Source organism: Streptomyces collinus, from assembly GCF_031348265.1.
GTDB lineage: Bacteria > Actinomycetota > Actinomycetes > Streptomycetales > Streptomycetaceae > Streptomyces > Streptomyces collinus.
The window spans coordinates 1,299,219-1,319,776 of the sequence record NZ_CP133771.1 but is presented as its reverse complement, the minus strand read 5'-3'; the positions used below and the strand labels follow the sequence as shown (position 1 = coordinate 1,319,776).

Genomic DNA, 20,558 nt, shown 5'->3' with positions numbered 1-20,558 from the left:
CCCGGACACAGGGGTTTGGATGCCGCTCCCGACCAGCGGCGATCAGGCCGCGGTGGGTCCGGTCACCGTCCATCCGGGTGTCTGGGGGCGGGCCGTGAGGTCCTCGTGGCGCACCTCGTCGCCGCACGCCCGGCAGGTGACGGCCGGGGCGAGGGCCTGGCCGCAGGAGTGCTCCAGGAGCATCGGACGGTCGCCGTCGGGCCTGAGGTGGCGGTCGCCCCAGGCCATGAGGGTCACCAGCACCGGCTCCAGTTCCAGCCCCGCCCGCGTCGGCCGGTACTCGAAGCGCTGTGGCCGCTCGCTGTAGAGGTGCTTGGCCAGGATCCCGGCGTCGACCAGCCGGCGCAGCCGGGTGGCCAGGATGTCGCGCGGGGCGCCGGTGTTGCGGACCAGCTGGTCGAACCGGCCGTTGCCCAGGCACACCTCCCGCAGTACCAGCAGGGAGTACTTCTCGCCGACGAGCGCGAGGGTGTCGGCGATGGAGCAGGGGCGCGGGTCTTTGCGGGCGGCCATGAAACCCAGTCTAGGAGAGGGTTGGAAATTCAAACCCTCGGGGCTACGGTGAGTTCGGATTTCCTACTCATCGGTGGTCGTGGAGGCCCGCACATGCGTGACGCAGTCATCGTCGAAGCCGTACGCACCCCCATCGGCAAGGGCAAGCCGAACGGCGCCCTGGCGCACGTCCACCCCGTGGAGCTCCTGGCCCACACCCTGCGCACCCTCGTCGAACGGTCCGGGATCGACCCGGCGCTGATCGACGACGTCATCGGTGGCACCGTCGACCAGGTCGGCGAACAGGCCATGAACACCACCCGCTACGCCGTGCTGTCGGCGGGCTTCCCGGAGTCCGTGCCCGCGACCACCGTGGACCGCCAGTGCGGCTCCTCCCAGCAGGCCGTGCACTTCGCGGCGCAGGGCGTCCTCTCGGGTGCGTACGACCTGGTCGTGGCCTGCGGGGTCGAGTCGATGAGCCGGGTGCCGATGTGGTCCAACGTGCCCGCGGGCGCGGATCCCTTCGGACCCGGGGTCGCCGAGCGCTACCCCGAGGGGCTCGTCCCGCAGGGCATCAGCGCCGAGCTGATCGCCGCGAAGTGGTCGATCGGCCGCGAGCAGATGGACGCCTTCGCCGTCTCCTCGCACCGGAAGGCCGCCGAGGCCTGGGACAGCGGCCTGTTCGACGCCGAGGTCGCGCCGCTGGAGGGGGTCGCACGCGACGAGTGCGTCCGGCCCGGCAGCACCACCGAGATCCTCGCCGGGCTCAAGCCCGCCTACCACGACCCGGTCTTCGCCGAGCGGTTCCCGCAGATCGAGTGGAACGTCACGGCGGGCAACGCCAGCCCCATCAACGACGGGGCCTCGGCGGTGCTCATCACGTCGAGCGAGACGGCGGCCCGGCTCGGACTGCGCCCCCTCGCCCGGCTGCACAGCTTCGCCGTCACTGGTTCCGACCCCCTGCTGATGCTCACGGGCGTGATCCCGGCGACCGAGAAGGTGCTGCGCAGGGCGTCGCTGACCCTCGACGACGTCGACCTGTTCGAGGTCAACGAGGCGTTCTCCAGTGTCGTCCTGGCCTGGCGGCAGGAGACCGGCGCCGACCTCGCCCGGGTCAACGTGCACGGCGGGGCCATCGCCCTCGGGCATCCGCTCGGTGCGAGCGGAACCCGCCTGACGACGACGCTCGTGCACGCGATGCGGGAACGCAACGCCCGCTACGCGCTCCAGACCATGTGCGAGGCGGGCGGACTCGCCAACGCCATGGTGCTGGAACGGGTGTGACCCGGGCAGGTGTGACAGGGCGTCAGAGGCGGCGCAGCTGGTGCCGCTTGCGCCAGGCCACCACCACGCCCGCCAGCGCGGGCAGGGCGATGCACGCCAGGGCGATCAGGAAGGCGGGCGAGGTCGGGGTGGAGGCACGGGCGCCCGCGACGGCGTAGGCGGCGGTGTTCGGGATCGAGCCGAGGCCCGTGGCCAGCAGGAACGGCAGCAGGCCCATGCGGGAGACGGAGGCGCAGTAGTTCGCGGCCCAGAACGGCACACCCGGGAACAGCCGCACCGCCAGCATCGAACGGAAGCCGTGCCGGCTGAGCTGGCCGTCCGCGGCCTTCAGCCAGCGCCCCCGCAGCAGCGGGCGCAGGGCGTCCTGCCCCAGCGCCCGGCCCAGGCAGAAGGCGATCCCGGCGCCCAGCACCGTGCCCGCCAGGGCCACGCCGAGGCCGAGCTGCGAACCGAACAGGGCGCCCGCCGCCAGGTTCAGCAGTGGCCTCGGCACGAACGCCACGGTGCACACGCCGTACGCCACCGCGAACACCGCCGCTGCCGCGGCACCGCCGAGCTGCGGCGGCCAGCCCTCCGTCAGCAGCCGCTGCGGCTCGAACAGCAGCACGCCGCAGGCGCCCGCGCCGAGCAGAGCGACGAGCAGGGACAGCCGCGACCACGGGGACAGCAGAACTCTCGTGCAGCGGGCGGCGAAACGGGTCGGTACGGCGGTCGAGGCGTTCGTTGCCGGGGGAACGGCGACGGCGAGCTCCGCGGCGGTGGCCCGGGGAGAGGCCGTGGCGGTGCCCCCAGAGCGGGTGGTGGCATCGAGCATCCGGTGACACTAACCGACAAATGTGTGTGATCGCCGTATGGTTCGTCTCACGAGCGTCACAGGCCGGCGTGCGCAACGGGGCGTGCAGCCTCGTGCGCAGGCAACCTAAAACCATTCGACGTGCGGTAAAGCGTCGGCAATGATCGACGACATGTTCCGGCACGCCTTCACCCTCGCAGCATCCGTGGTCACGGATGCCCCGAAGGCTGCCGTCGCCGATCTCACGGCCGTCATGGACGGCGCCCGAAGCTGACCCTCTCCGGTTCGTCCGGCGGACCCCGCAAGGGGAGGGTCGGGCAGGCACTCGGGGTCCCACTTCTTCTTCGCCGATCACACGCTTCGAGGTACCGCCATGTCCAAAACGGCCTACATCCGTACGAAACCGCATCTCAACATCGGCACGATGGGTCATGTCGACCACGGCAAGACCACGTTGACGGCCGCCATCACCAAGGTCCTCGCCGACCGCGGCAGCGGCGCGTTCGTGCCGTTCGACCGGATCGACCGGGCGCCCGAGGAGGCGGCGCGCGGCATCACCATCAACATCGCGCACGTCGAGTACGAGACCGACACCCGGCACTACGCGCACGTCGACATGCCGGGCCACGCCGACTACGTCAAGAACATGGTCACCGGCGCCGCCCAGCTCGACGGGGCGATCCTCGTCGTCTCCGCGCTCGACGGGATCATGCCGCAGACCGCCGAACACGTCCTGCTCGCCCGGCAGGTGGGCGTCGACCACATCGTGGTCGCCCTCAACAAGGCCGACGCGGGGGACGAGGAGCTGACCGACCTGGTCGAGCTGGAGGTCCGCGACCTGCTCACCGCGCACGGCTACGGCGGCGACTCCGTACCCGTCGTACGCGTCTCCGGTCTGAAGGCGCTGGAGGGGGACCCGCGCTGGACGGCGTCGATCGAGGCGCTGCTCGACGCGGTGGACACGTACGTGCCCATGCCGGAGCGGTATCTGGACGCTCCGTTCCTGCTGTCGGTGGAGAACGTGCTGACCATCACCGGGCGGGGGACCGTGGTGACCGGGGCCGTCGAGCGGGGTGTGGTGCGGGTCGGTGACCGGGTCGAGGTGCTCGGGGCTTCCGTCGAGACGGTGGTCACGGGCCTGGAGACCTTCGGCAAGCCGATGGACGAGGCGCAGGCCGGGGACAACGTGGCCATGCTGCTGCGGGGCGTTCCGCGGGACGCCGTCCGGCGGGGGCACGTCGTCGCGGCGCCGGGGAGTGTCGTGCCGAGTCGCCGGTTCACCGCGCAGGTGTACGTCTTGTCCGCGCGTGAGGGCGGTCGTACGACGGCTCTCTCCAGCGGGTACCGGCCGCAGTTCTACATCCGTACCGCGGATGTGGTCGGGGACGTCGACCTGGGGGAGGCGGCGGTGGCCCGGCCCGGTGACACGGTGGTGATGACGGTGGAGCTGGGGCGGGACGTGCCGTTGGAGGCGGGGCTCGGGTTCGCCATCCGTGAGGGTGGCAGAACGGTCGGGGCGGGGACCGTGACCGTGGTGGGCTGAGGTCGTGGGGGACCGCGGGCCGTACCGGGCTGGTCGCGCCCACGCGGCGCAGCCGCTTATCGGAACAGGCCCGCGCCCCTTCACCGCGTCGCCCCACAGCACAATGGAGCAGTGAACGATCCCATTCCCGTGACCAGGACCACCGATCACGGCACCGCCAAGCTCATGCCGGACGTCGATCGGGAACGGGCCTGGCTGCTGACCGTCGACGGGGCACCTCAGTCGTACGTTGACCTGGATGAACCGACGCATCTGGAGTTCGAGTACACGCGGCGGCTCGGGCACGTGCTGGATGTCGTGGCCGAGCCGGGGCGGGCGCTGGACGTGGCGCATCTCGGGGGAGGGGCGCTCACCCTGCCCCGGTACGTGGCCGTGACCCGGCCGGGCTCGCGGCAGGACGTCGTGGAGGCCGACCGGGGGCTGCTGGAGCTGGTGTCCGGGCATCTGCCGCTGCCGGAAGGCGCGGACATCGCCCTGCACACGGCGGACGCCCGGGTCTGGCTGGAGCACGCTCCGGCGGCCTCGGCGGACGTTCTCCTCGCGGATGTCTTCAGCGGGTCGCGGGTGCCGGCGCACCTCACCTCCGTCGCCTACGTCCGTGAGGCCGCGCGGGTGCTGCGGGGACACGGGGTCTATCTCGCCAACCTGCCCGACGCCGCGCCCTTCGCCTTCCTGCGGTCGCAACTCGCCACCCTGGCCACCGCCTTCGAGGAACTCGTGCTGATCGCCGAGCCGGGGGTCCTGCGGGGACGGCGGTTCGGGAACGCCGTGCTCGTCGCCGGGCATCAGCCCGTCGACGTCGCGGCCCTCGCCCGGCTCACCGCCGCCGACGCCTTCCCGGCCCGGGTCGAACACGGCGCCGGGCTGCGGGAGTTCATCGGCGATGCGCGGCCGGTGGGGGACGCGGACGCCGTGCCGTCACCCGTGCCCCCGGACGGCGCGTTCGGCATCGGCTGAGGCAGGCTCGGTGCCGTGCGTGCCACCGGCGTGGTCCGGCGGCGCGGTTCCCGGGGTCCTGTCCACCGCGGGCACCTGAAGGGCTGATCCCCCCTCGCGATGCTTCGGTGAGCCCGGACCGCCCCCGTCGCGGGGGGCGGGCCCGTTCCGTGTCCGGGTCAGCCGCCGGTCGGCTCGCCATGCAGCCGGACCGTGCTGAGGATCTTCAGGACGGTCTTCTCGGGCACCTCGCCCTTGACGCCCTTGGCGCCGAAGAAGCTCCACGCGACGAAGTCACCGGCGGAGTTCTTGAAGCCGAACGTGACCGCCTTGCCGTCGCTCGCGCACTTGCCCTTGTCCGGCGTGTCCTCCGAGTGCGCCCAGGCGACGCTGCCCTTCACGCCCGAGGCGGTGGTGTAGGGCTTGGCCTTGTCGTCGGCCTTGACGCTCTTCTTGTCCGGCTGCGTGTAGCCGCCGTACACCCACCAGGCCACCTGGTTGACCGCGACCTCGTCGGTGTCCTTGGCGCCGTCGGCGCCCTTGGTGCCCGCCCCGGCCAGTGACTCGCTCTCGGTCCGGCCGTCCTTGTCGTCGTCGCTCGTGCACCACTCGGACTTGTAGAACGCCGGTGCCGACATGAGGATCAGCGGCTTGCCGTCGTCGGACTTCTCGTCCTCGAAGAAGACGGACGAGGTCGGGGAGGCCACCTCCCAGTCCGCCGGGACGTCGAAGGCGGTGCCCCACTTGGGGTTGATGACGACCTTCCAGCCCTTGACCGTGGGCTGCGCCGCCTCGCCGCCGCGGGGGTTGTCGCCGGTGGCGCCGGCGCTCGGCTCCTCGGCCGGCGGGCTCGACGCGGCCTTGTCTTTCTTGCCCTTCTTGCCGCCGTCCGCGGTGTCGTCCTTGTCGCCGCCCAGCACCAGGAAGCCGGTGACACCGGCCGCGACGACCACCGCGGTGGCAGCGATGAGCGCGACCAGTTTCGTCCGGTTGCCGCCGCCACCGCCCTGCGGGGGCTGCGGCGCCCCGGCCGGCGCGGGGGTGCCCCACTGCGGCTGCTGCCCATAGGGGCCGGGCTGCTGCTGGTACCCCGGCTGCTGGTACGGATTCGGCTGCTGGTACCCCGGCTGCTGGTACGGGTTGTTCGCCTGCGGGTTCTGCTCGCCCCCGGGCGGCTGCTGTCCTGGCCACATGAGCAGTCACCCTAGCCGTGCCCCGGACACGATTCGGTCACTGCCCGTGGACGGAGACGTAGCAACCCGGGGAGCGGACGGTGGGGATGTCGTGCGGACCGGTGCGGCGGTCGTCACACGGCCTGGTCAGCCGTCTCTACTCGTGAGTAACATGCGGCCATGAGCGCAGACCAGATGTCCATCGGCGAGATGCTCGCCGCCACGGTGCCCATGGCCCGGACCCTGAACCTCCAGTTCCTGGAGACCTCGCCGGAGCGGGCGGTGCTGTCGCTGCCGGACCAGGCCGAGTACCACAACCACGTGGGCGGCCCGCACGCCGGTGCGATGTTCACGCTCGGCGAGTCCGCCAGCGGGGCGATCGTGCTGGCCGCGTTCGGGGACCAGCTCTCGCGCGCCGTGCCGCTCGCCGTCAGCGCCGAGATCTCCTACAAGAAGCTGGCGATGGGCGCCGTCACCGCCACGGCCACCCTCGGCCGCCCGGCCGCCGAGGTCGTCGCCCAGCTGGACGCCGGTGAGCGCCCCGAGTTCCCGGTGGCCATCGCCCTTCAGCGGGCCGACGGTGCCGTCACCGGCGAGATGACCGTGGTGTGGACCCTGCGGCCCAACAGCTGACCGGGCTGTCGCGTGTGCGGGGACCCCGGCCGGGTGCCGGGGCTTTCGCATGTCGGGCCGCCACGTCCCGGTGCCCGGGGCGCGCGCCGTCCAGCTCCCCGGGGGAGCCTCTGAGTCATGTCGCGAACTCCGGCCCCAGGCCGGGACGTTGGCAGGCCTGCCTGCTCACCGTGCGCAGATGGCCGGCCCTGTCGCCGGTGTCGTGACGCAGATCCTCGAAGACGACCCCGTGCACGGTGCCGCCCGCGGCCGGCTCCCACGGGGCGGCGGCCGGCTGGTTCTCGCCGCCCTGGCCGGGCGGGGTGCGCTCCAGGGCGGTGAAGACGTCCGGGTCGAGGACGTGGCGGCCGATGAGGGCGTAGCGGTTCGGTGCGTTCTGCGGGGCCGGCTCCTCGACCAGGCCCGTGACGCGGACGACGTCCTCCTCGCCGGTCGGTTCGACGGCGGCGCAGCCGTAGCGGTGGATCCGCTCGGGCGGGACCTCCGTCAGGGCGAGCACGCTGCCGGGCCATCGGTCGCGGACGTCGAGCATCCGGCTCGGCAGAGTCTCGCGAGGGTCGATCAGGTCGTGGCCGCGGAGGACCGCGAAAGGCTGGTCGCCGACATGACGGCGGGCGCACAGCACAGAGTGGCCCAGGCTGAGCGGCTCGCCCTGCCGCATGTGGTGGATGCTCGCCGGCTGCGCCGGGTCGCGCACCGCGGCCGGCCGCACGGTGTCACCCCTGGCCGCGAAGCCTGCTCCAGCTCGAAGGCACGGTCGAAGTGGTCTCATGCGGCCCATGCCGACGGGCGGAGCTGAGAGCCCGCCGGGAGCCGGATGGGGGCGCGCTGCGGAGTTGGAGATTTCGTGTACCAACCGCCTTTGCGCGCACACAACTTGTGGCCCCCGACGGCCTCGTTTTCGAAAGCCGGTGCGGATACCGTCGGTAACGTATCTGAAATTCCCGCGTTTTGAACTCGGGTCATGCGAACTCCTTGTTACCAGTGAGTCGTATGTGCGAAAGTGAGCCACCTCACAGCCGGGTCCGCCGTTTGACGCGGCACAGGTATGCACCAATCACGCACCTGCTTTCCGACGGACGCGCAATTCGCCTGCCGTTCTGCGGCTGGAAGGAAATGGTTCCGTGCAATCCCCCAACCCCCCACGCCCGCCGTACCCGCCACGACCCGGAGCGGGGCCCGCGGAGTCCGACCGCAATCTTCTCGCCCGGGTCGGTGAACCCGCCGAAGCACCGCGCGCCGTCGCGCTGTTGCTGGCGCGGCACTGGCGCTCGGTCTACGAGTACGCCGTGATCTGCCTGGCGTCCTCTCAGGATTCCGCGGCGATGGCGGCAGCCGCCGCCTTCCGCGAGGAACTGGCCCGGCCGGGCGGTGGCGCCCTGCGTCCGCGGCTGCTCAGGAGCGTCCGGGAGACGGTCGGGAAGTGGGCCGCCGACGACGGCATTTCCGGAGTACTGCCGGAACTCCGCAAAACCGTCGGCGCCCGCGGCCTGCGCGCCGCCCGCTCCGGCACACCCGAAAGGCGACGCCTCGCGGAGCGCGCTTTCCGGGGCCTTCCGGGTGCGTCCCAATGCCTGCTGTGGCACACGGAGGTCGAGGCCGAGCCCATATCCGTACCGGCCGGTCTGCTGGGAGTGGACGCCGCCACGGCTTCGGCCGCACTGATGCAGGCGCGCGAGCAATTCAGGTCGGGATGCGTACGGGCGCACCGGGAACTCGCACCGTCGCAGGAATGCCGCTACTACAACCGCCTGCTGGACGTTCCGATGCGCCGCGGCGGGGCCCTGCTGCCGGATGTGCAGCGGCATCTCATGGCATGCCGCTACTGCCGTCACGCCGCTGAACAGCTCAGCCATTTCGAGGGCGGTCTGGAAGACCTGCTCGTGGAGACGGTGCTCGGCTGGGGCGCCCGCCGCTACCTCGCGTCACGACAGGGCCGCGACGAGGGCCGGAGCGCCCTGCCCGCCGGCGGACGGCACCGCTTCCGGCCCCGGGCCGACCCGGCGACCGGCCGGTCCCTGTCGCCGAGGAGGCACACCAAGGCACTGGCCGCCGCGATCGGGGTGACCTCCCTCGTGCTGCTGGCGACCCTGCTCACCGCCCGGGGCTGGACCGAGGAGAGCGGCACCGCCGGCCCACGGGCCACCTGGGGCGCGGTCAGCGGTCACTCCGTCGCCCCGGACGGCGCGGAATCCGCCCCCGGGGAACCGGACTCCACGGCCGCCTCGTCCGACGGGTCCTCGTCGGCCGGCGCCGGCGCCCCGTCGGCCGCCTCCGCCGGCAGCTCCGCGGAAGTGGCCCGGGGGCGCCTGCGCAACCTCGACGACGGCCTGTGCCTCGACGTCCAAGGCGGCCGGGCCCGGGCCGAGGCCCGCATCGTGCTGACCGCCTGCTCAACGGGCGGGTCCCAGCAGTGGTCGTACCAGGAGGACGGCGTCCTGCGCAGCGGCGCCGACCCCACCCTGTGCCTCGGTTCCGACCCCGCCGAGGGCTCGGTCGTCCTGGCCGGCTGCCTGGTGCACGCCGGAGTCGTCCGCTACGACCTGACCGTGCGCGGCGAACTGCTGCCGCGCGGCGGCAGGGGACTGGCCCTCGCCCCGGGCAAGGGCCGGGACGTGACCGTCACCGGTCGCGACGGCTCCGCGGCGCAACGCTGGACGGTGGAACCGCCGGACGCCATCGGCGGCCCGGAGGAGCCCCGGCGGAAGCGGGCCGAGGACGCACCGCGCGAGAGCCGCGAGGAGCGCGGGCAGCGCCCGTACGGCGAGACCCCGCCCGGGCAGCGGCCCGAACCACCGCGCGGCGGGTCGGGGGCACCGACCCAGGAGCGGTACGAGACGCGGGTCGCGCCCGTGGGCTGCTGCGAGGAAGCCGAACCCGAGGCCGGCGACACCGGCCGGCGGCCCGGCGCCGACGTCCTCGGTCCCGCGACCGCGGCGGTGACCGACGTGGTGACGGCACTCCACTCCGGCGCCCTGCCGTAGAACGGACCGGGGGCCGCCCGCCCGGGAGTCTCCTGGGGGCGCGCAGTGGTGCGAGGACGCTGCGCCGGGGAGTCTCCTGGGGTGCGGCGGAGTGCTGCGAAGACAATGCGCCCGGGCGTGCCCTGGGGTGCGGCGCAGTGCTGCGCGGACACTCCGCCCGGGCGCCCCCCGGGGCGCGGCGTGGTGCTGCGAGGACACCGGCTGCTCACGCTGACGACGCACGGGTGGGCTGTTCACGCCCGGCGGTGCGACCGGCATGGCCGAGAGGCGCCTGGCATCGAACCGGAACAAACTGGTACTCCTCCTGAGGCAGCCCGCAGAACCCCAGGGAGTCACTCATGCCCGAGGCCCCGCGCCAGGACAGCAGGACCGACAGCCCGACCGCCCCGACCGACGAGGAACTGCGCACGCTGGACGCCCACTGGCGGGCCGCCAACTACCTGGCGGCCGGTCAGATCTATCTGCTGGCCAACCCCCTGCTCACCGAGCCGCTGCGGCCGGAGCACATCAAGCCGCGGCTGCTGGGCCACTGGGGCACCTCACCCGGGCTGAACCTGGTGTACACGCACCTCAACCGTGTGATCAGGGCACGCGAGCTGGACGCCCTGTGCATCTGGGGCCCGGGCCACGGCGGGCCGTCGGTCCTCGCCAACTCCTGGCTGGAGGGCAGCTACAGCGAGAAGTACCCGGACGCCTCCCGGGACGCCGAGGGCATGGAACTGCTGATGCGGCAGTTCTCCTTCCCCGGCGGTGTGCCCAGCCACGTCGCCCCGGAAGTGCCCGGCTCGATCCACGAGGGCGGCGAACTCGGCTACTCCCTCGCCCACGCCTACGGCGCCGCCCTCGACAACCCGGACCTGCTGGTGGCCTGCGTGATCGGCGACGGCGAGGCGGAGACCGGGCCGCTCGCCGGGTCCTGGCACGCCAACAAGTTCCTCGACCCCGTCCACGACGGTGCCGTCCTGCCGATCCTGCACCTCAACGGCTACAAGATCGCCAATCCGACCGTGCTGGCCCGGATCCCGGAGGAGGAACTCGACGCGCTGCTGCGCGGCTACGGACACGAGCCGATCCATGTCGCCGGCGACGAACCGGCCACCGTCCACCGCGCGATGGCCGCGGCCATGGACACCGCGCTCGACCGCATCGCCGCCGCACAGCGCGCCGCCCGCGAGGACGGCGCGACCGAGCGCCCGCACTGGCCGGTGATCGTACTGCGCACCCCCAAGGGCTGGACCGGCCCGGCCGAGGTCGACGGCGAACCGGTCGAGGGTACGTGGCGCGCCCACCAGGTGCCGCTGTCCGGCGTCCGCGACAACCCCGAGCACCTGCGGCAGCTGGAGTCCTGGCTGCGCTCGTACCGGCCCGAGGAACTGTTCGACGCCGAGGGCCGCCCCGTCGCGGACGTCCTCGCCTGCGTCCCCGACGACACCAGGCGGCTCGGCGCCACCCCGCACGCCAACGGCGGACTGCTCGTCCGCGACCTGCCGATCCCGTCCCTGGACGACTTCGCCGTCCCCGTCGACAAGCCCGGCACGACGACGCACGAACCCACCCGGGTCCTCGGCGACCTTCTCGCCCGGGTCATGCGCGACACCGCCGACCGCCGCGACTTCCGCCTGGTCGGGCCCGACGAGACCGCCTCCAACCGCCTCCAGGCCGTCTACGGCGCGAGCGGCAAGGCCTGGCAGGCCGGGACCCTGCCCGTGGACGAGCACCTGGACCGGCACGGCCGGGTGATGGAGATCCTCTCCGAGCACCTGTGCCAGGGCTGGCTGGAGGGCTACCTGCTCACCGGCCGGCACGGGCTGTTCTCCTGCTACGAAGCGTTCGTGCACATCGTCGACTCCATGGTCAACCAGCACATCAAGTGGCTGCGCACCTCCCGCAGGCTGCCCTGGCGGGCCCCCATCTCCTCCCTGAACTACCTGCTGACCTCCCATGTGTGGCGGCAGGACCACAACGGCTTCTCCCACCAGGACCCCGGCTTCGTCGACCACGTCCTCAACAAGAGCCCCGAGGTCGTCCGCGTCTACCTCCCGCCGGACGCCAACACCCTGCTGTCGGTGGCCGACCACGCCCTGCGCAGCCGCGACTACGTCAACGTCATCGTGGCCGGCAAGCAGCCCTGCTTCGACTGGCTGTCGAACGAGGAGGCCCGGGTGCACTGCGCCCGCGGCGCCGGCATCTGGGAGTGGGCGGGCACCGAGGACGGCGCCGAGCCCGACGTCGTGCTGGCCTGCGCCGGTGACGTCCCGACCCAGGAGACGCTGGCCGCCGCGCACCTGCTCCGCCGGTACCTGCCCGAGCTGTCCGTCCGGGTCGTCAACGTCGTCGACCTCGCCCGGCTGCTGCCCCAGGGGGAGCACCCGCACGGCATGAGCGACTTCGAGTACGACGGCCTGTTCACCACGACCAAGCCGGTGATCTTCGCCTACCACGGCTATCCGTGGCTGATCCACCGCCTCGCCTACCGCCGCACCGGCCATCAGAACCTGCACGTGCGCGGCTACAAGGAGGCCGGCACCACGACCACGCCGTTCGACATGGTCGTCCGCAACGACCTCGACCGCTACCGCCTGGTCATGGACGTCATCGACCGCGTCCCGGGCCTCGCGGTGCGCGCCACGGCCGTACGCCAGCGGATGGCCGACGCCCGCACCCGCCATCACGCCTGGATCCGTGAGCACGGCACCGACCTGCCCGAGGTCGCCGAGTGGAGCTGGAACGCCTGAGCCGCGAGGGACGTCTTCAGAGCCGGTAGGCTTCCCGGGGCACGCAGGGAAGCTCAGAGAAAGGAACCGGCGTTGCACGTCCAGGAGTGGCTCGAAACCGTACCCGCCGTCGCCGTCTACGCGCTGGTGGGAGTGGTCATCGGCCTGGAGAGCCTGGGCATCCCGCTGCCGGGCGAGATCATCCTCGTCTCCTCGGCGCTGCTCGCGTCCCAGCACGGCGAGATCGACCCCGTCGTCCTCGGCGCCAGCGCCACGGCCGGTGCGATCATCGGCGACTCGATCGGCTACGCGATCGGCCGCAAGGGCGGGCGGCCCCTGCTGGCCTGGCTGGGCGGCAAGTTCCCCAAGCACTTCAGCGAGGGGCACATCGCCACCGCCGAGCGCTCCTTCGAGAAGTGGGGCATGTGGGCGGTCTTCTTCGGCCGCTTCGTCGCCCTGCTGCGCATCTTCGCCGGCCCCCTCGCCGGTGTGCTCCGCATGCCGTACTGGAAGTTCCTCATCGCCAACATCCTCGGCGGCATCCTCTGGGCCGGCGGCACGACGGCGGTCATCTACTACGTCGGCATCGTCGCGGAGTCCTGGCTGAAGCGCTTCTCGTGGCTCGGCCTGGTCGCGGCGGTCCTGGTGGGCCTCACGTCCATGCTGGTGCTCAAGCGCAAGGCGAAGAAGGCGGGCCAGAACCTGGAAGCGGCAGAAGCACAGGTCCCCTAGGCAGTTTCGTTTGGATCACCGGGCGGACCAGAGGAAGATGCCCGCGACGTGGAGTCCGGCCAGGTAGATGGTGGCGGTCTTCTCGTAGCGGGTGGCGATACCTCGCCACTGCTTCAGGCGGTTGATGCACCGCTCGACGGTGTTGCGCTGCTTGTAAGTCTCGCGGTCGAATGCCGGTGGCCTGCCACCGCGGCTGCCCCGACGCAGCCGGTGTGCGTGCTGGTCAGCGGGGACGGGGATCACTGCCCGGATGCCGCGCTTGCGCAGGTGCTCGCGGATCGCGCGGGAGGAGTACGCCTTGTCGGCCAGGACCAGGTCCGGTCTGGTGCGGGGCCGTCCTCGCCGACGAGGAACGCGCAGGCGGGCCATGACATCGGTGAAAGCGGGTGCGTCACCGGCCTGGCCCGCGGTGAGAACGAACGCCAGAGGTCGGCAGCGGGCATCGGCAGCGAGGTGGATTTTCGTGGTCAGTCCGCCCCGGGACCGGCCGATGGCGTGGTCGGCGGGTTCGCCGGCCGGGGCCCCCTTTTGCGCGCCCCGGCCGCGTGCTGGTGAGCCCGCACGATGGTGGAGTCCACCGACACGGCCCAGCTCAGGTCCTCGTCCGCGTCGGCCTGGGCGACCAAAGCGGTGAACACCCGCTCCCAGGTGCCGTCCACGGCCCACATCCGCAGCCGGTTGTAGACGCCTCGCCAGTTGCCGTACTTCTCCGGCAGGTGAACCCACTGCGTTCCGGTCTGGAACTTGTAGGCGATCGCGTCGATCACCTCGCGGTGGTCCCGCCAGCGGCCACCCCGCTTCGGCGTTCGGTCCGGGAGTAACGGCTCAATCCGCGCCCACTGCAGGTCAGTCAACGACACACCCGGACCAACGACCGACTGATCCAAACGAAACTGCCTAGGGGTGCGGGGCTGTATCGATGTGCGGCTCCGCCGCGTGAGCGCGACCAGCCCCCACGATGCCGCACCCGCCGAAGAACCTACGCATGCACATCCCGATGCGCCTTCGCCAGCTCGGCGTACATCGTGCCGTTGAGGGTGACGCCCTGCCGCTCCTCCTCCGACAGCTCCCGCCGGACCTTCGCGGGCACACCCGCCACCAGCGAACCGGGCGGCACCACCATCCCCTGCGGCACCAGCGCCTGCGCGGCAACCAGCGACCCGGCCCCGATCACCGCCCCGTTCAGCACCGTCGCGCCCATCCCGATCAGACAGTCGTCCTCGACCGTCGCCCCGTGCACCACCGCGTTGTGCCCGATGCTCACCCGCTCACCGACGCTCACCGGGAACCCAGGGTCGGCGTGGAGGGTGCAGTTGTCCTGGACGTTGCTGCTGGCCCCGACGGAGATCGCCTCGACGTCGCCGCGCACCACGGCTCCGTACCAGACGCTCGCCCCCGCGCCCAGCGTCACGCCCCCGATCACCGACGCCGTCGGCGCCACGAAAGCCGTCTCGTCGATCTCCGGCTCCCTGCCGCCGATCCCCGTGATCATCGCGCGCCGACCCATGTCCGCCTCCCAGCGTCGTAGACAACGCGCAAACCGTACGCCACCCGGTGGGGCGAAGATCACAGGCATCCGACGCCGCGGGTGGAGCTACCGCTGAGTACCGTGAGCACGTGCCGAAGCGCAAGAACACGTTCTCATCCTGGCGGCGGGGCCTCACGCAGCGCGCCGTCCACGTGGGCTGGGCCTGGGTGCAGCGCACGGGCTCCGTCACCGCCGAGCACCCCGGCCGCTACCGGTTCGGCACGATGGGAACAGGTACTAGACTCGCCTTCCCGCTCGGCACGGTCTTCGGCGAGCCCTGGATCCACCTCGGCTCCTACTGCATCATCGGCGAGCAGGTCACCCTCACCGCCGGCCTGATGCCCGACCTCGACCTCGGCCCGGACCCGATCCTGCGCATCGGCGACGGCGTCGTCCTGGGCCGCGGCAGCCACGTCATCGCCGACACGACGGTCACGATCGGCAACGACTGCTACTTCGGCCCGTACGTCTACGTCACGTCCACGAACCACTCCTACGACGATCCGCACCAGCCGATCGGCAAGCAGTGGCCGCGGATGGAGCCGGTGGAGATCGGGCCCGGCTGCTGGATCGGCACCGGAGCGGTGATCCTGCCGGGCGCCCGGATCGGGCGGAACGTGGTGGTGGCCGCGGGCGCGGTCGTGCGGGGGGCGGTGCCCGACCACTGTGTGGTGGCGGGCGCACCGGCCCGCGTCGTACGGCGCTGGACCCCCGCCGACGGCTGGCAGCCACCGTTGCGCACCCCGGCGCCGGTGCCGATACCGGACGGCGTCACCCCCGAGCAGCTGAGCGCGCTGTCCGGCCTGGACGAGGAGACGGCGGCGCGGCTGGCCGAGCTGGACGAGGAGGCGGCGGCCGGACTCGCGGAGCTGGAGCCGGGTTCCTGACGGTCCGGTCAGCCCGACGCCAGCAGCACCGTCCCCACCAGGGCCAGTCCCGCCCCCGCGGCCTGCACCGCCCGCAGCCGTTCACGCAGCACGCCCCGCGCGGCCACGGCCGTCACCACCGGGTACAGGGAGGCCAGCACGGCGGCGACCGTCACCGGGCCGTGCTGTGCGGCGATCGAGTACGTGCCGTTCGCGGCGACGTCCGCGAGGCCGACGAAGGCGAGGGCGGGCAGGGTGCGCCAGGGGAAGCCGTCCGCCGGGAGGGCGGGCCCGCCGCGTCGCACCGACACGAACAGCGCGAGACCGCCCGCGGCGACGTTCGTCACCCGCTGCACGAACAGGGCGAGGAACAGCCCGGTCAGCGTCGTCGACGCCTCGGCGATCAGGGCCATCACCGCGCCGAAGCCGAACGCCGCGAGCAGGGTCAGGGCGATGGCCTGGCGCTGGACGGGGGCGCCGCGGAACTGGGGGCCGCCGGCGAGGCAGACTCCCGCCACGGCGACCAGGATGCCGGCGAGCTGCAGCAGGCCCGGACGCTCGCCCAGCATGAGGCCCACCCCGACCGGCACGGCCACACCGATCGACCCCAGCGGCGAGACCACGCCCATCGGGCCCAGCGCGAGCGCCTTGTAGAAGGCGAGCATCGCCACCGGCCCGACCAGCCCGGCCGCGACGGCGAACCACAGCTGTGGCCCCGCCTCGCTCCAGCCGCCGGTCGCCACCACGAGGGCGCCGAGCACCACCACCGCGATCGACTGCGAGACCACGACCACCGTGAGCGCGGGTGTGCGCCGGGTCAGCAGACCGCCGCCGAAATCGGCCAGCCCCCACAACAGGCTGGTGGCCAGGGCGAAGAGCGCTGTCATGGGGCGGAAACCTCGCAGTACAGTTCAGTGAACGATCAGGTCAACCACACCATAGTGCAACACATTGCACTGTGTCATACAGAATATTGGACGGAACGTGTCGGACCTCGACCTGCTGACCCAGTCCCTGGCGCGGAGCGTCAAGCACTGGCGCGCGGTGCGCGGCTTCACCCTGGACGTGCTCGCCGCCCGGGCGGGCGTCAGCCGCGGCATGCTCATCCAGATCGAGCAGGCCCGCACCAACCCCAGCCTCGGTACCGTCGTCAAGATCGGCGACGCACTCGGCGTCAGCATCACCACCCTGCTCGACTACGAGCAGGGCCCGAACGTCCGCATCGTCCCGGCCGAGCAGGCCGTACGGCTGTGGCACACCGACGCCGGCAGCTACAACCGGCTCCTGGCGGGCACCGAGGCGCCCGGCCCGCTGGAGATGTGGGACTGGCGGCTCATGCCCGGCGAGAGCAGCCCGTCGGACCCGCACCCCGCCGGCACGACCGAACTGCTGCACGTCACGACGGGCGAACTGACCCTCACCGTCGACGGCGTCGAACACCGGGTGCCCGCGGGCGCCAGCGTCCACTTCGAGGCCAACGTCCCGCACACCTACGGCAACACCGGCGACGAGCCCATGGAGATGGTCATGGCCGTCTCGGTGCCGCCCGTGGCCTGAGACGCCCGGGACGCCGCCGACGCGCTGTTGTTAGCGTGCGGCCATGCGCGCACCCATCGGACACTTCGACAACGCCCGCCCGGCCCCCGCCTGCCTCGACGAACTCACCGCCCCGGTCGCCGACGCCGTACGCCACTGGCGGGGCAGCGTCCCGGCCGAGCAGATCGTCTACGTCGACACCGACCCGGAGTGGGCCGACACCGCCACCTTCGTGCAGCACTACGGGCAGGACCTGCTGGAGCGGTCGGCGAACTGCGTGGTCGTCGCGGGCAAGCGGGGCGGCGAATCCACACTCGCCGCGTGCGTCGTGCTGTCCACCACCCGGGTCGACGTCAACGGCGTGGTGCGCCGGCAGCTCGGTGCCCGCAAGGCCTCCTTCGCCTCCATGGACACGGCCACCGGCGAGACCGGCATGGAGTACGGCGGCATCACCCCGCTCGGCCTGCCGGACGGCTGGCCCGTCCTGGTGGACGCGGCCGTCGTCGACCTGCCGTACGTGCTCGTCGGCAGTGGCCGGCGGCGCGGCAAGCTGCTGGTTCCGGGCAAGGCGTTCGCGGAACTGCCGGGCGCAGTGGTGCTGGAGGGGCTCGGGGTCTCCTGAGCTACGCCGCGATGTGGTGGGCCAGGGGGAGATGGGGGTCGCTCTCGCCCGGGGCCGGTTCCGGATCCGCGTGGACCAGGGCCGCGGTCAGGCGCGGTACCGCGTGCAGCAGGGCGTGCTCGGCGTCCACGGCGATGCGGTGGGCCTCGCGCACCGTCGCGTCACCGTCCACCACGACCGCCACCTCGGCGCGCAGCCGGTGACCGATCCAGCGCATCCGCAGCTCACCGACCCCGCGCACCCCGGGCACCTCGGTCAGCGCCCGCTCGGCCCGGTCCACCAGGGCCGGGTCGACGGCGTCGAGCACCCGGCGGAACACCTCCCGGGCCGCGTCCCGCAGCACCAGTGCGATCGCCGCGGTGATCAGCAGCCCGACGACCGGGTCCGCCAGTTGCCACCCGAGGGCGGAGCCTCCGGCGCCCAGCAGCACGGCCAGTGAGGTGAAGCCGTCGGTACGGGCGTGCAGCCCGTCGGCGACCAGCGCCGCCGATCCGATCGAACGGCCGACGCGCATGCGGTAGCGGGCCACCCACTCGTTGCCCGCGAAGCCGACGAGGGCGGCCACGGCGACCACCGGGATGTGCTGGACCGGGCGTGGATCCAGCAGCCGGTCCACGGCCGTCCAGCCCGCGAAGGCCGCGGACGCCGCGATCGTCAGCACGATCACGAGACCGGCCAGGTCCTCGGCCCGCCCGTAGCCGTAGGTGAAACGGCGCGTGGCCGCGCGCCGGCCCAGCACGAAGGCGATCCCGAGCGGGACGGCGGTCAGCGCGTCCGCGGTGTTGTGCACCGTGTCCCCGAGCAAGGCCACCGACCCTGAGACGGCCACCACGGCGGCCTGGGCGAGCGCCGTGGCACCGAGGACGGCGAGCGAGACCCAGAGCGCCCGCATGCCGCGGGCCGAGGACTCCAGGGCGGAGTCGACCTTGTCGGCCGTCTCGTGGGAGTGCGGGGCGAAGAGGTGACCCAGGCGATGGCGCAGGCCGTGCCGGTGCCCGTGTTCGTGACCGTGCCCGTGTTCGTGTGCGGGTGTGTGGTCGTGCGAGTGCTCGTGCCGGTCGCTCACGTGGATCCCCTTCCGGTGCGCGCGAGAGTGGACGTACCCGTGACCGGGCGCCATTATGTGCGTATGAGCGCACGCATGCACCTGTCATCTGCGCATGATGCGCATCCGCGCAGCCCCGGCGAGGACCAGCTGGCCCTCGCCGCGGAGCTCCTCGCCCTGCTCGGCGACCGCACCCGTCTCGCCCTGCTGCACGCGCTGACCGGGGGAGAGTCCGACGTCACGACGCTGACGGAGGCCTGTGGGGCGGCCAGACCGGCCGTCAGCCAGCATCTGGCGCGACTGCGCCTCGCGGGCCTGGTGAGCACGCGCAAGGAGGGCCGCCGGGTGATCTACTCACTCCGCGACGGCCATCTGCGCCGGCTCGTCGACGAGGCGCTGAACGTGGCCGACCACCGCCTCAGCGACCGCCCGCCGCACGACTGAGTCAGTAGCGCGCGGCCGTCCCCAGATACTGCTCGGCGAAGGCGGCGGCCGCCGTCGGCGAGGTGAACAGGCGGCGCAGCCGGGCGAGCGTGGTGCCCGCGCGGAACGGGTTGCCCGCCGCCGTGCCGTGGTACACCTCGGACAGCCACTGCGAGAACTCCTGGTAGTCCCACACCCGCCGCAGACACGCCTGCGCGTAGCCGTCGAGGCCGCTGTCGTCGCCTGTGGTGAGCCGCGCGACCAGGGCGTCGCCGAGCAGGAAGGCGTCGTGCAGGGCGAGGTTCATGCCCTTGGCGGCGATCGGGGCGACCAGATGGGCCGCGTCGCCCGCGAGGAAGAGCCGGCCGTGCACCATCGGCTCGACCACGTAGTCGTGCATGTCCAGCACGCGCTTCTCGATCAGCCGGCCTTCGGCCGGAGGCGGCACCCCGGCCGCCCCGAGGCGCTCCCGGAGCTCCGACCAGACGCGCTCGTGCGGCCAGTTCTCCGGGTCGTCGCCCGGCGGGCACTGGAGGTAGTAGCGGGTCACCTCCGGGCTGCGGGGCATCTGGCCGGCGAAGCCGCGCGCATGGCATCCGAACAGCACGCAGTCGGCGGACGGCGGCGCCTCGGCGAGCAGGGCCAGCCAGCCGATGCCGTAGTCGTGCCGCGCGATCCGGACCCGCTCGGGCGGCAGAGAGGCCCGGCTCACCCCGCGCGCGCCGTCACAGCCGGCGACGAAGTCGCAGTGCACGACCTGGCGTTCACCCGTCTCGGGGCAGGTGTACGACACCCACGGCCGGTCGGTGTCGAGGAGGTGGATCCGCACGTCACGGACCCCGAAGCGGATGTGTCCGCCCCGGACGTCGGCGTACTCGCGCACCAGGTCCGTCACCAGCAACGGCTGCGGATACACGAAGTGGTGACTGCCCGTCAGCTCGCCGTAGGGGAACCGGTAGCGCTCCCCGTCGAAGCGGAACTCGCACGCGGTGTGCAGTTCCGCGCGGTCCAGCAGGTTGCGGGCGAGGCCCCGCTTCTCCAGGCCGCGTGCGGCCCATTCCTCGATGACCCCGGCCCGGGGCCGCTGTTCGATGAACTCGCGGGTCTCCGTCTCCAGCACCAGGCAGTCCACGGAGGCGGCCCGCAGGATGTTCCCGACGGTCAGACCCGCGGGTCCGGCGCCCACGACAACGACCGGGAAGCGGTGCGGGGCGCCGGAGCCGGCACGCGGCAGGGGGCGGGTCATGCGCACATT

Annotated in this window: 19 protein-coding genes and 1 pseudogene; 11 read left to right on the top strand and 9 right to left on the bottom strand. The window is 72.4% G+C overall.

The window, feature by feature from the left end; translation table 11 throughout:
• Positions 1–42: 42 nt before the first annotated feature.
• Positions 43–513 (bottom strand): winged helix-turn-helix transcriptional regulator, encoded by a 471-nt coding sequence (locus RFN52_RS05875; protein WP_184843287.1) that lies wholly within the window; start codon positions 511–513, stop codon positions 43–45.
• A gap of 93 nt (positions 514–606) precedes the next feature.
• Between RFN52_RS05875 and RFN52_RS05870 the strand changes: the two genes are divergently transcribed.
• Positions 607–1,776 carry a thiolase family protein gene (locus tag RFN52_RS05870; protein WP_184843284.1) on the top strand — a complete coding sequence of 390 codons (1,170 nt, stop codon included), beginning with the start codon at positions 607–609 and terminating at the stop codon, positions 1,774–1,776.
• A 22-nt stretch (positions 1,777–1,798) separates the two neighbouring features.
• Here RFN52_RS05870 and RFN52_RS05865 read toward each other — a convergent pair whose 3' ends face one another.
• A complete protein-coding gene (locus tag RFN52_RS05865) occupies positions 1,799–2,590 on the bottom strand; it encodes a TVP38/TMEM64 family protein (RefSeq protein WP_184843281.1) in 792 nt (263 codons plus the stop codon).
• A gap of 352 nt (positions 2,591–2,942) precedes the next feature.
• On the opposite strand from RFN52_RS05865, the gene tuf reads away from it, so the two are divergent.
• The gene (gene tuf / locus RFN52_RS05860) at positions 2,943–4,112 is read left to right on the top strand and encodes an elongation factor Tu (RefSeq protein ID WP_184843278.1); all 1,170 of its coding nucleotides are present in this window, start codon (positions 2,943–2,945) and stop codon (positions 4,110–4,112) included.
• 111 nt (positions 4,113–4,223) lie between these two features.
• The gene (locus tag RFN52_RS05855; protein WP_184843275.1) at positions 4,224–5,069 is read left to right on the top strand and encodes a spermidine synthase; all 846 of its coding nucleotides are present in this window, start codon (positions 4,224–4,226) and stop codon (positions 5,067–5,069) included.
• 158 nt (positions 5,070–5,227) lie between these two features.
• Here RFN52_RS05855 and RFN52_RS05850 read toward each other — a convergent pair whose 3' ends face one another.
• Complete coding sequence (locus tag RFN52_RS05850) at positions 5,228–6,241, bottom strand: DUF8017 domain-containing protein (RefSeq protein WP_184843273.1); 1,014 nt, start codon at positions 6,239–6,241, stop codon at positions 5,228–5,230.
• A gap of 159 nt (positions 6,242–6,400) precedes the next feature.
• Between RFN52_RS05850 and RFN52_RS05845 the strand changes: the two genes are divergently transcribed.
• Positions 6,401–6,853, top strand: a complete 453-nt coding sequence (locus RFN52_RS05845; protein WP_184843270.1) for a DUF4442 domain-containing protein — start codon at positions 6,401–6,403, stop codon at positions 6,851–6,853.
• Between the two features lie 115 nt (positions 6,854–6,968).
• On the opposite strand, the pseudogene RFN52_RS05840 reads toward RFN52_RS05845, so the two are convergent.
• Positions 6,969–7,621, bottom strand: a pseudogene (locus tag RFN52_RS05840) (UTP--glucose-1-phosphate uridylyltransferase); the annotation flags it as partial.
• Positions 7,622–7,977: 356 nt separating this feature from the next.
• On the opposite strand from RFN52_RS05840, the gene RFN52_RS05835 reads away from it, so the two are divergent.
• The 3 genes from RFN52_RS05835 (at position 7,978) to RFN52_RS05825 (ending at position 13,283) form a co-directional block, all read left to right on the top strand.
• Positions 7,978–9,837 (top strand): RICIN domain-containing protein, encoded by a 1,860-nt coding sequence (locus RFN52_RS05835; protein ID WP_374050153.1) that lies wholly within the window; start codon positions 7,978–7,980, stop codon positions 9,835–9,837.
• 338 nt (positions 9,838–10,175) lie between these two features.
• Positions 10,176–12,572, top strand: a complete 2,397-nt coding sequence (locus tag RFN52_RS05830; RefSeq protein ID WP_184843267.1) for a phosphoketolase family protein — start codon at positions 10,176–10,178, stop codon at positions 12,570–12,572.
• Positions 12,573–12,644: 72 nt separating this feature from the next.
• Positions 12,645–13,283, top strand: a complete 639-nt coding sequence (locus RFN52_RS05825) for a DedA family protein (protein WP_184843264.1) — start codon at positions 12,645–12,647, stop codon at positions 13,281–13,283.
• Positions 13,284–13,298: 15 nt separating this feature from the next.
• Here RFN52_RS05825 and RFN52_RS05820 read toward each other — a convergent pair.
• Positions 13,299–14,143 (bottom strand): IS5 family transposase gene (locus RFN52_RS05820; protein ID WP_374050152.1). Its coding sequence is split into 2 segments (ribosomal slippage): positions 13,299–13,813 and positions 13,813–14,143, totalling 846 coding nucleotides; the frame shifts between segments, so codons are not numbered across the junction.
• A gap of 119 nt (positions 14,144–14,262) precedes the next feature.
• Entirely contained in the window at positions 14,263–14,790 is a 528-nt protein-coding gene (locus RFN52_RS05815; protein WP_184843260.1) for a gamma carbonic anhydrase family protein, read from the bottom strand.
• Between the two features lie 110 nt (positions 14,791–14,900).
• Between RFN52_RS05815 and RFN52_RS05810 the strand changes: the two genes are divergently transcribed.
• Positions 14,901–15,698: an acyltransferase gene (locus RFN52_RS05810; protein WP_184843257.1), complete on the top strand. Its 798-nt coding sequence runs from the start codon at positions 14,901–14,903 to the stop codon at positions 15,696–15,698.
• Positions 15,699–15,706: 8 nt separating this feature from the next.
• Here RFN52_RS05810 and RFN52_RS05805 read toward each other — a convergent pair whose 3' ends face one another.
• Positions 15,707–16,564, bottom strand: a complete 858-nt coding sequence (locus RFN52_RS05805; protein ID WP_184843254.1) for a DMT family transporter — start codon at positions 16,562–16,564, stop codon at positions 15,707–15,709.
• Between the two features lie 97 nt (positions 16,565–16,661).
• Between RFN52_RS05805 and RFN52_RS05800 the strand changes: the two genes are divergently transcribed.
• Both RFN52_RS05800 and RFN52_RS05795 read left to right on the top strand, forming a co-directional pair.
• Positions 16,662–17,234, top strand: coding sequence for a helix-turn-helix domain-containing protein (locus RFN52_RS05800; RefSeq protein WP_184843251.1), 573 nt, complete (start codon positions 16,662–16,664; stop codon positions 17,232–17,234).
• A gap of 43 nt (positions 17,235–17,277) precedes the next feature.
• Positions 17,278–17,835 carry a YbaK/EbsC family protein gene (locus tag RFN52_RS05795; RefSeq protein WP_184843248.1) on the top strand — a complete coding sequence of 186 codons (558 nt, stop codon included), beginning with the start codon at positions 17,278–17,280 and terminating at the stop codon, positions 17,833–17,835.
• A gap of 1 nt (position 17,836) precedes the next feature.
• Here RFN52_RS05795 and RFN52_RS05790 read toward each other — a convergent pair whose 3' ends face one another.
• The gene (locus RFN52_RS05790) at positions 17,837–18,901 is read right to left on the bottom strand and encodes a cation diffusion facilitator family transporter (RefSeq protein ID WP_184843245.1); all 1,065 of its coding nucleotides are present in this window, start codon (positions 18,899–18,901) and stop codon (positions 17,837–17,839) included.
• Between the two features lie 63 nt (positions 18,902–18,964).
• Here RFN52_RS05790 and RFN52_RS05785 point away from each other — a divergent pair, with 63 nt between their 5' ends.
• Positions 18,965–19,324, top strand: a complete 360-nt coding sequence (locus RFN52_RS05785; protein ID WP_184843242.1) for an ArsR/SmtB family transcription factor — start codon at positions 18,965–18,967, stop codon at positions 19,322–19,324.
• A gap of 1 nt (position 19,325) precedes the next feature.
• Here the strand turns inward: RFN52_RS05785 and RFN52_RS05780 are convergent, their stop codons facing one another.
• Positions 19,326–20,549 carry a 4-hydroxybenzoate 3-monooxygenase gene (locus tag RFN52_RS05780; protein WP_184843239.1) on the bottom strand — a complete coding sequence of 408 codons (1,224 nt, stop codon included), beginning with the start codon at positions 20,547–20,549 and terminating at the stop codon, positions 19,326–19,328.
• Positions 20,550–20,558: the final 9 nt, after the last annotated feature.

Excerpts from the sequence above, each read along its gene's own strand:
- RFN52_RS05870 (WP_184843284.1), top strand. The coding sequence starts at position 607 with ATGCGTGACGCAGTCATCGTCGAAGCCGTACGCACCCCCATCGGCAAG.
- RFN52_RS05830 (WP_184843267.1), top strand. The coding sequence starts at position 10,176 with ATGCCCGAGGCCCCGCGCCAGGACAGCAGGACCGACAGCCCGACCGCC.
- RFN52_RS05815 (WP_184843260.1), bottom strand. The coding sequence starts at position 14,790 with ATGGGTCGGCGCGCGATGATCACGGGGATCGGCGGCAGGGAGCCGGAG.
- RFN52_RS05850 (WP_184843273.1), bottom strand. The coding sequence starts at position 6,241 with ATGTGGCCAGGACAGCAGCCGCCCGGGGGCGAGCAGAACCCGCAGGCG.
- tuf (WP_184843278.1), top strand. The coding sequence starts at position 2,943 with ATGTCCAAAACGGCCTACATCCGTACGAAACCGCATCTCAACATCGGC.
- RFN52_RS05865 (WP_184843281.1), bottom strand. The coding sequence starts at position 2,590 with ATGCTCGATGCCACCACCCGCTCTGGGGGCACCGCCACGGCCTCTCCC.
- RFN52_RS05785 (WP_184843242.1), top strand. The coding sequence starts at position 18,965 with ATGAGCGCACGCATGCACCTGTCATCTGCGCATGATGCGCATCCGCGC.
- RFN52_RS05845 (WP_184843270.1), top strand. The coding sequence starts at position 6,401 with ATGAGCGCAGACCAGATGTCCATCGGCGAGATGCTCGCCGCCACGGTG.
- RFN52_RS05780 (WP_184843239.1), bottom strand. The coding sequence starts at position 20,549 with ATGACCCGCCCCCTGCCGCGTGCCGGCTCCGGCGCCCCGCACCGCTTC.
- RFN52_RS05875 (WP_184843287.1), bottom strand. The coding sequence starts at position 513 with ATGGCCGCCCGCAAAGACCCGCGCCCCTGCTCCATCGCCGACACCCTC.
- RFN52_RS05805 (WP_184843254.1), bottom strand. The coding sequence starts at position 16,564 with ATGACAGCGCTCTTCGCCCTGGCCACCAGCCTGTTGTGGGGGCTGGCC.
- RFN52_RS05795 (WP_184843248.1), top strand. The coding sequence starts at position 17,278 with ATGCGCGCACCCATCGGACACTTCGACAACGCCCGCCCGGCCCCCGCC.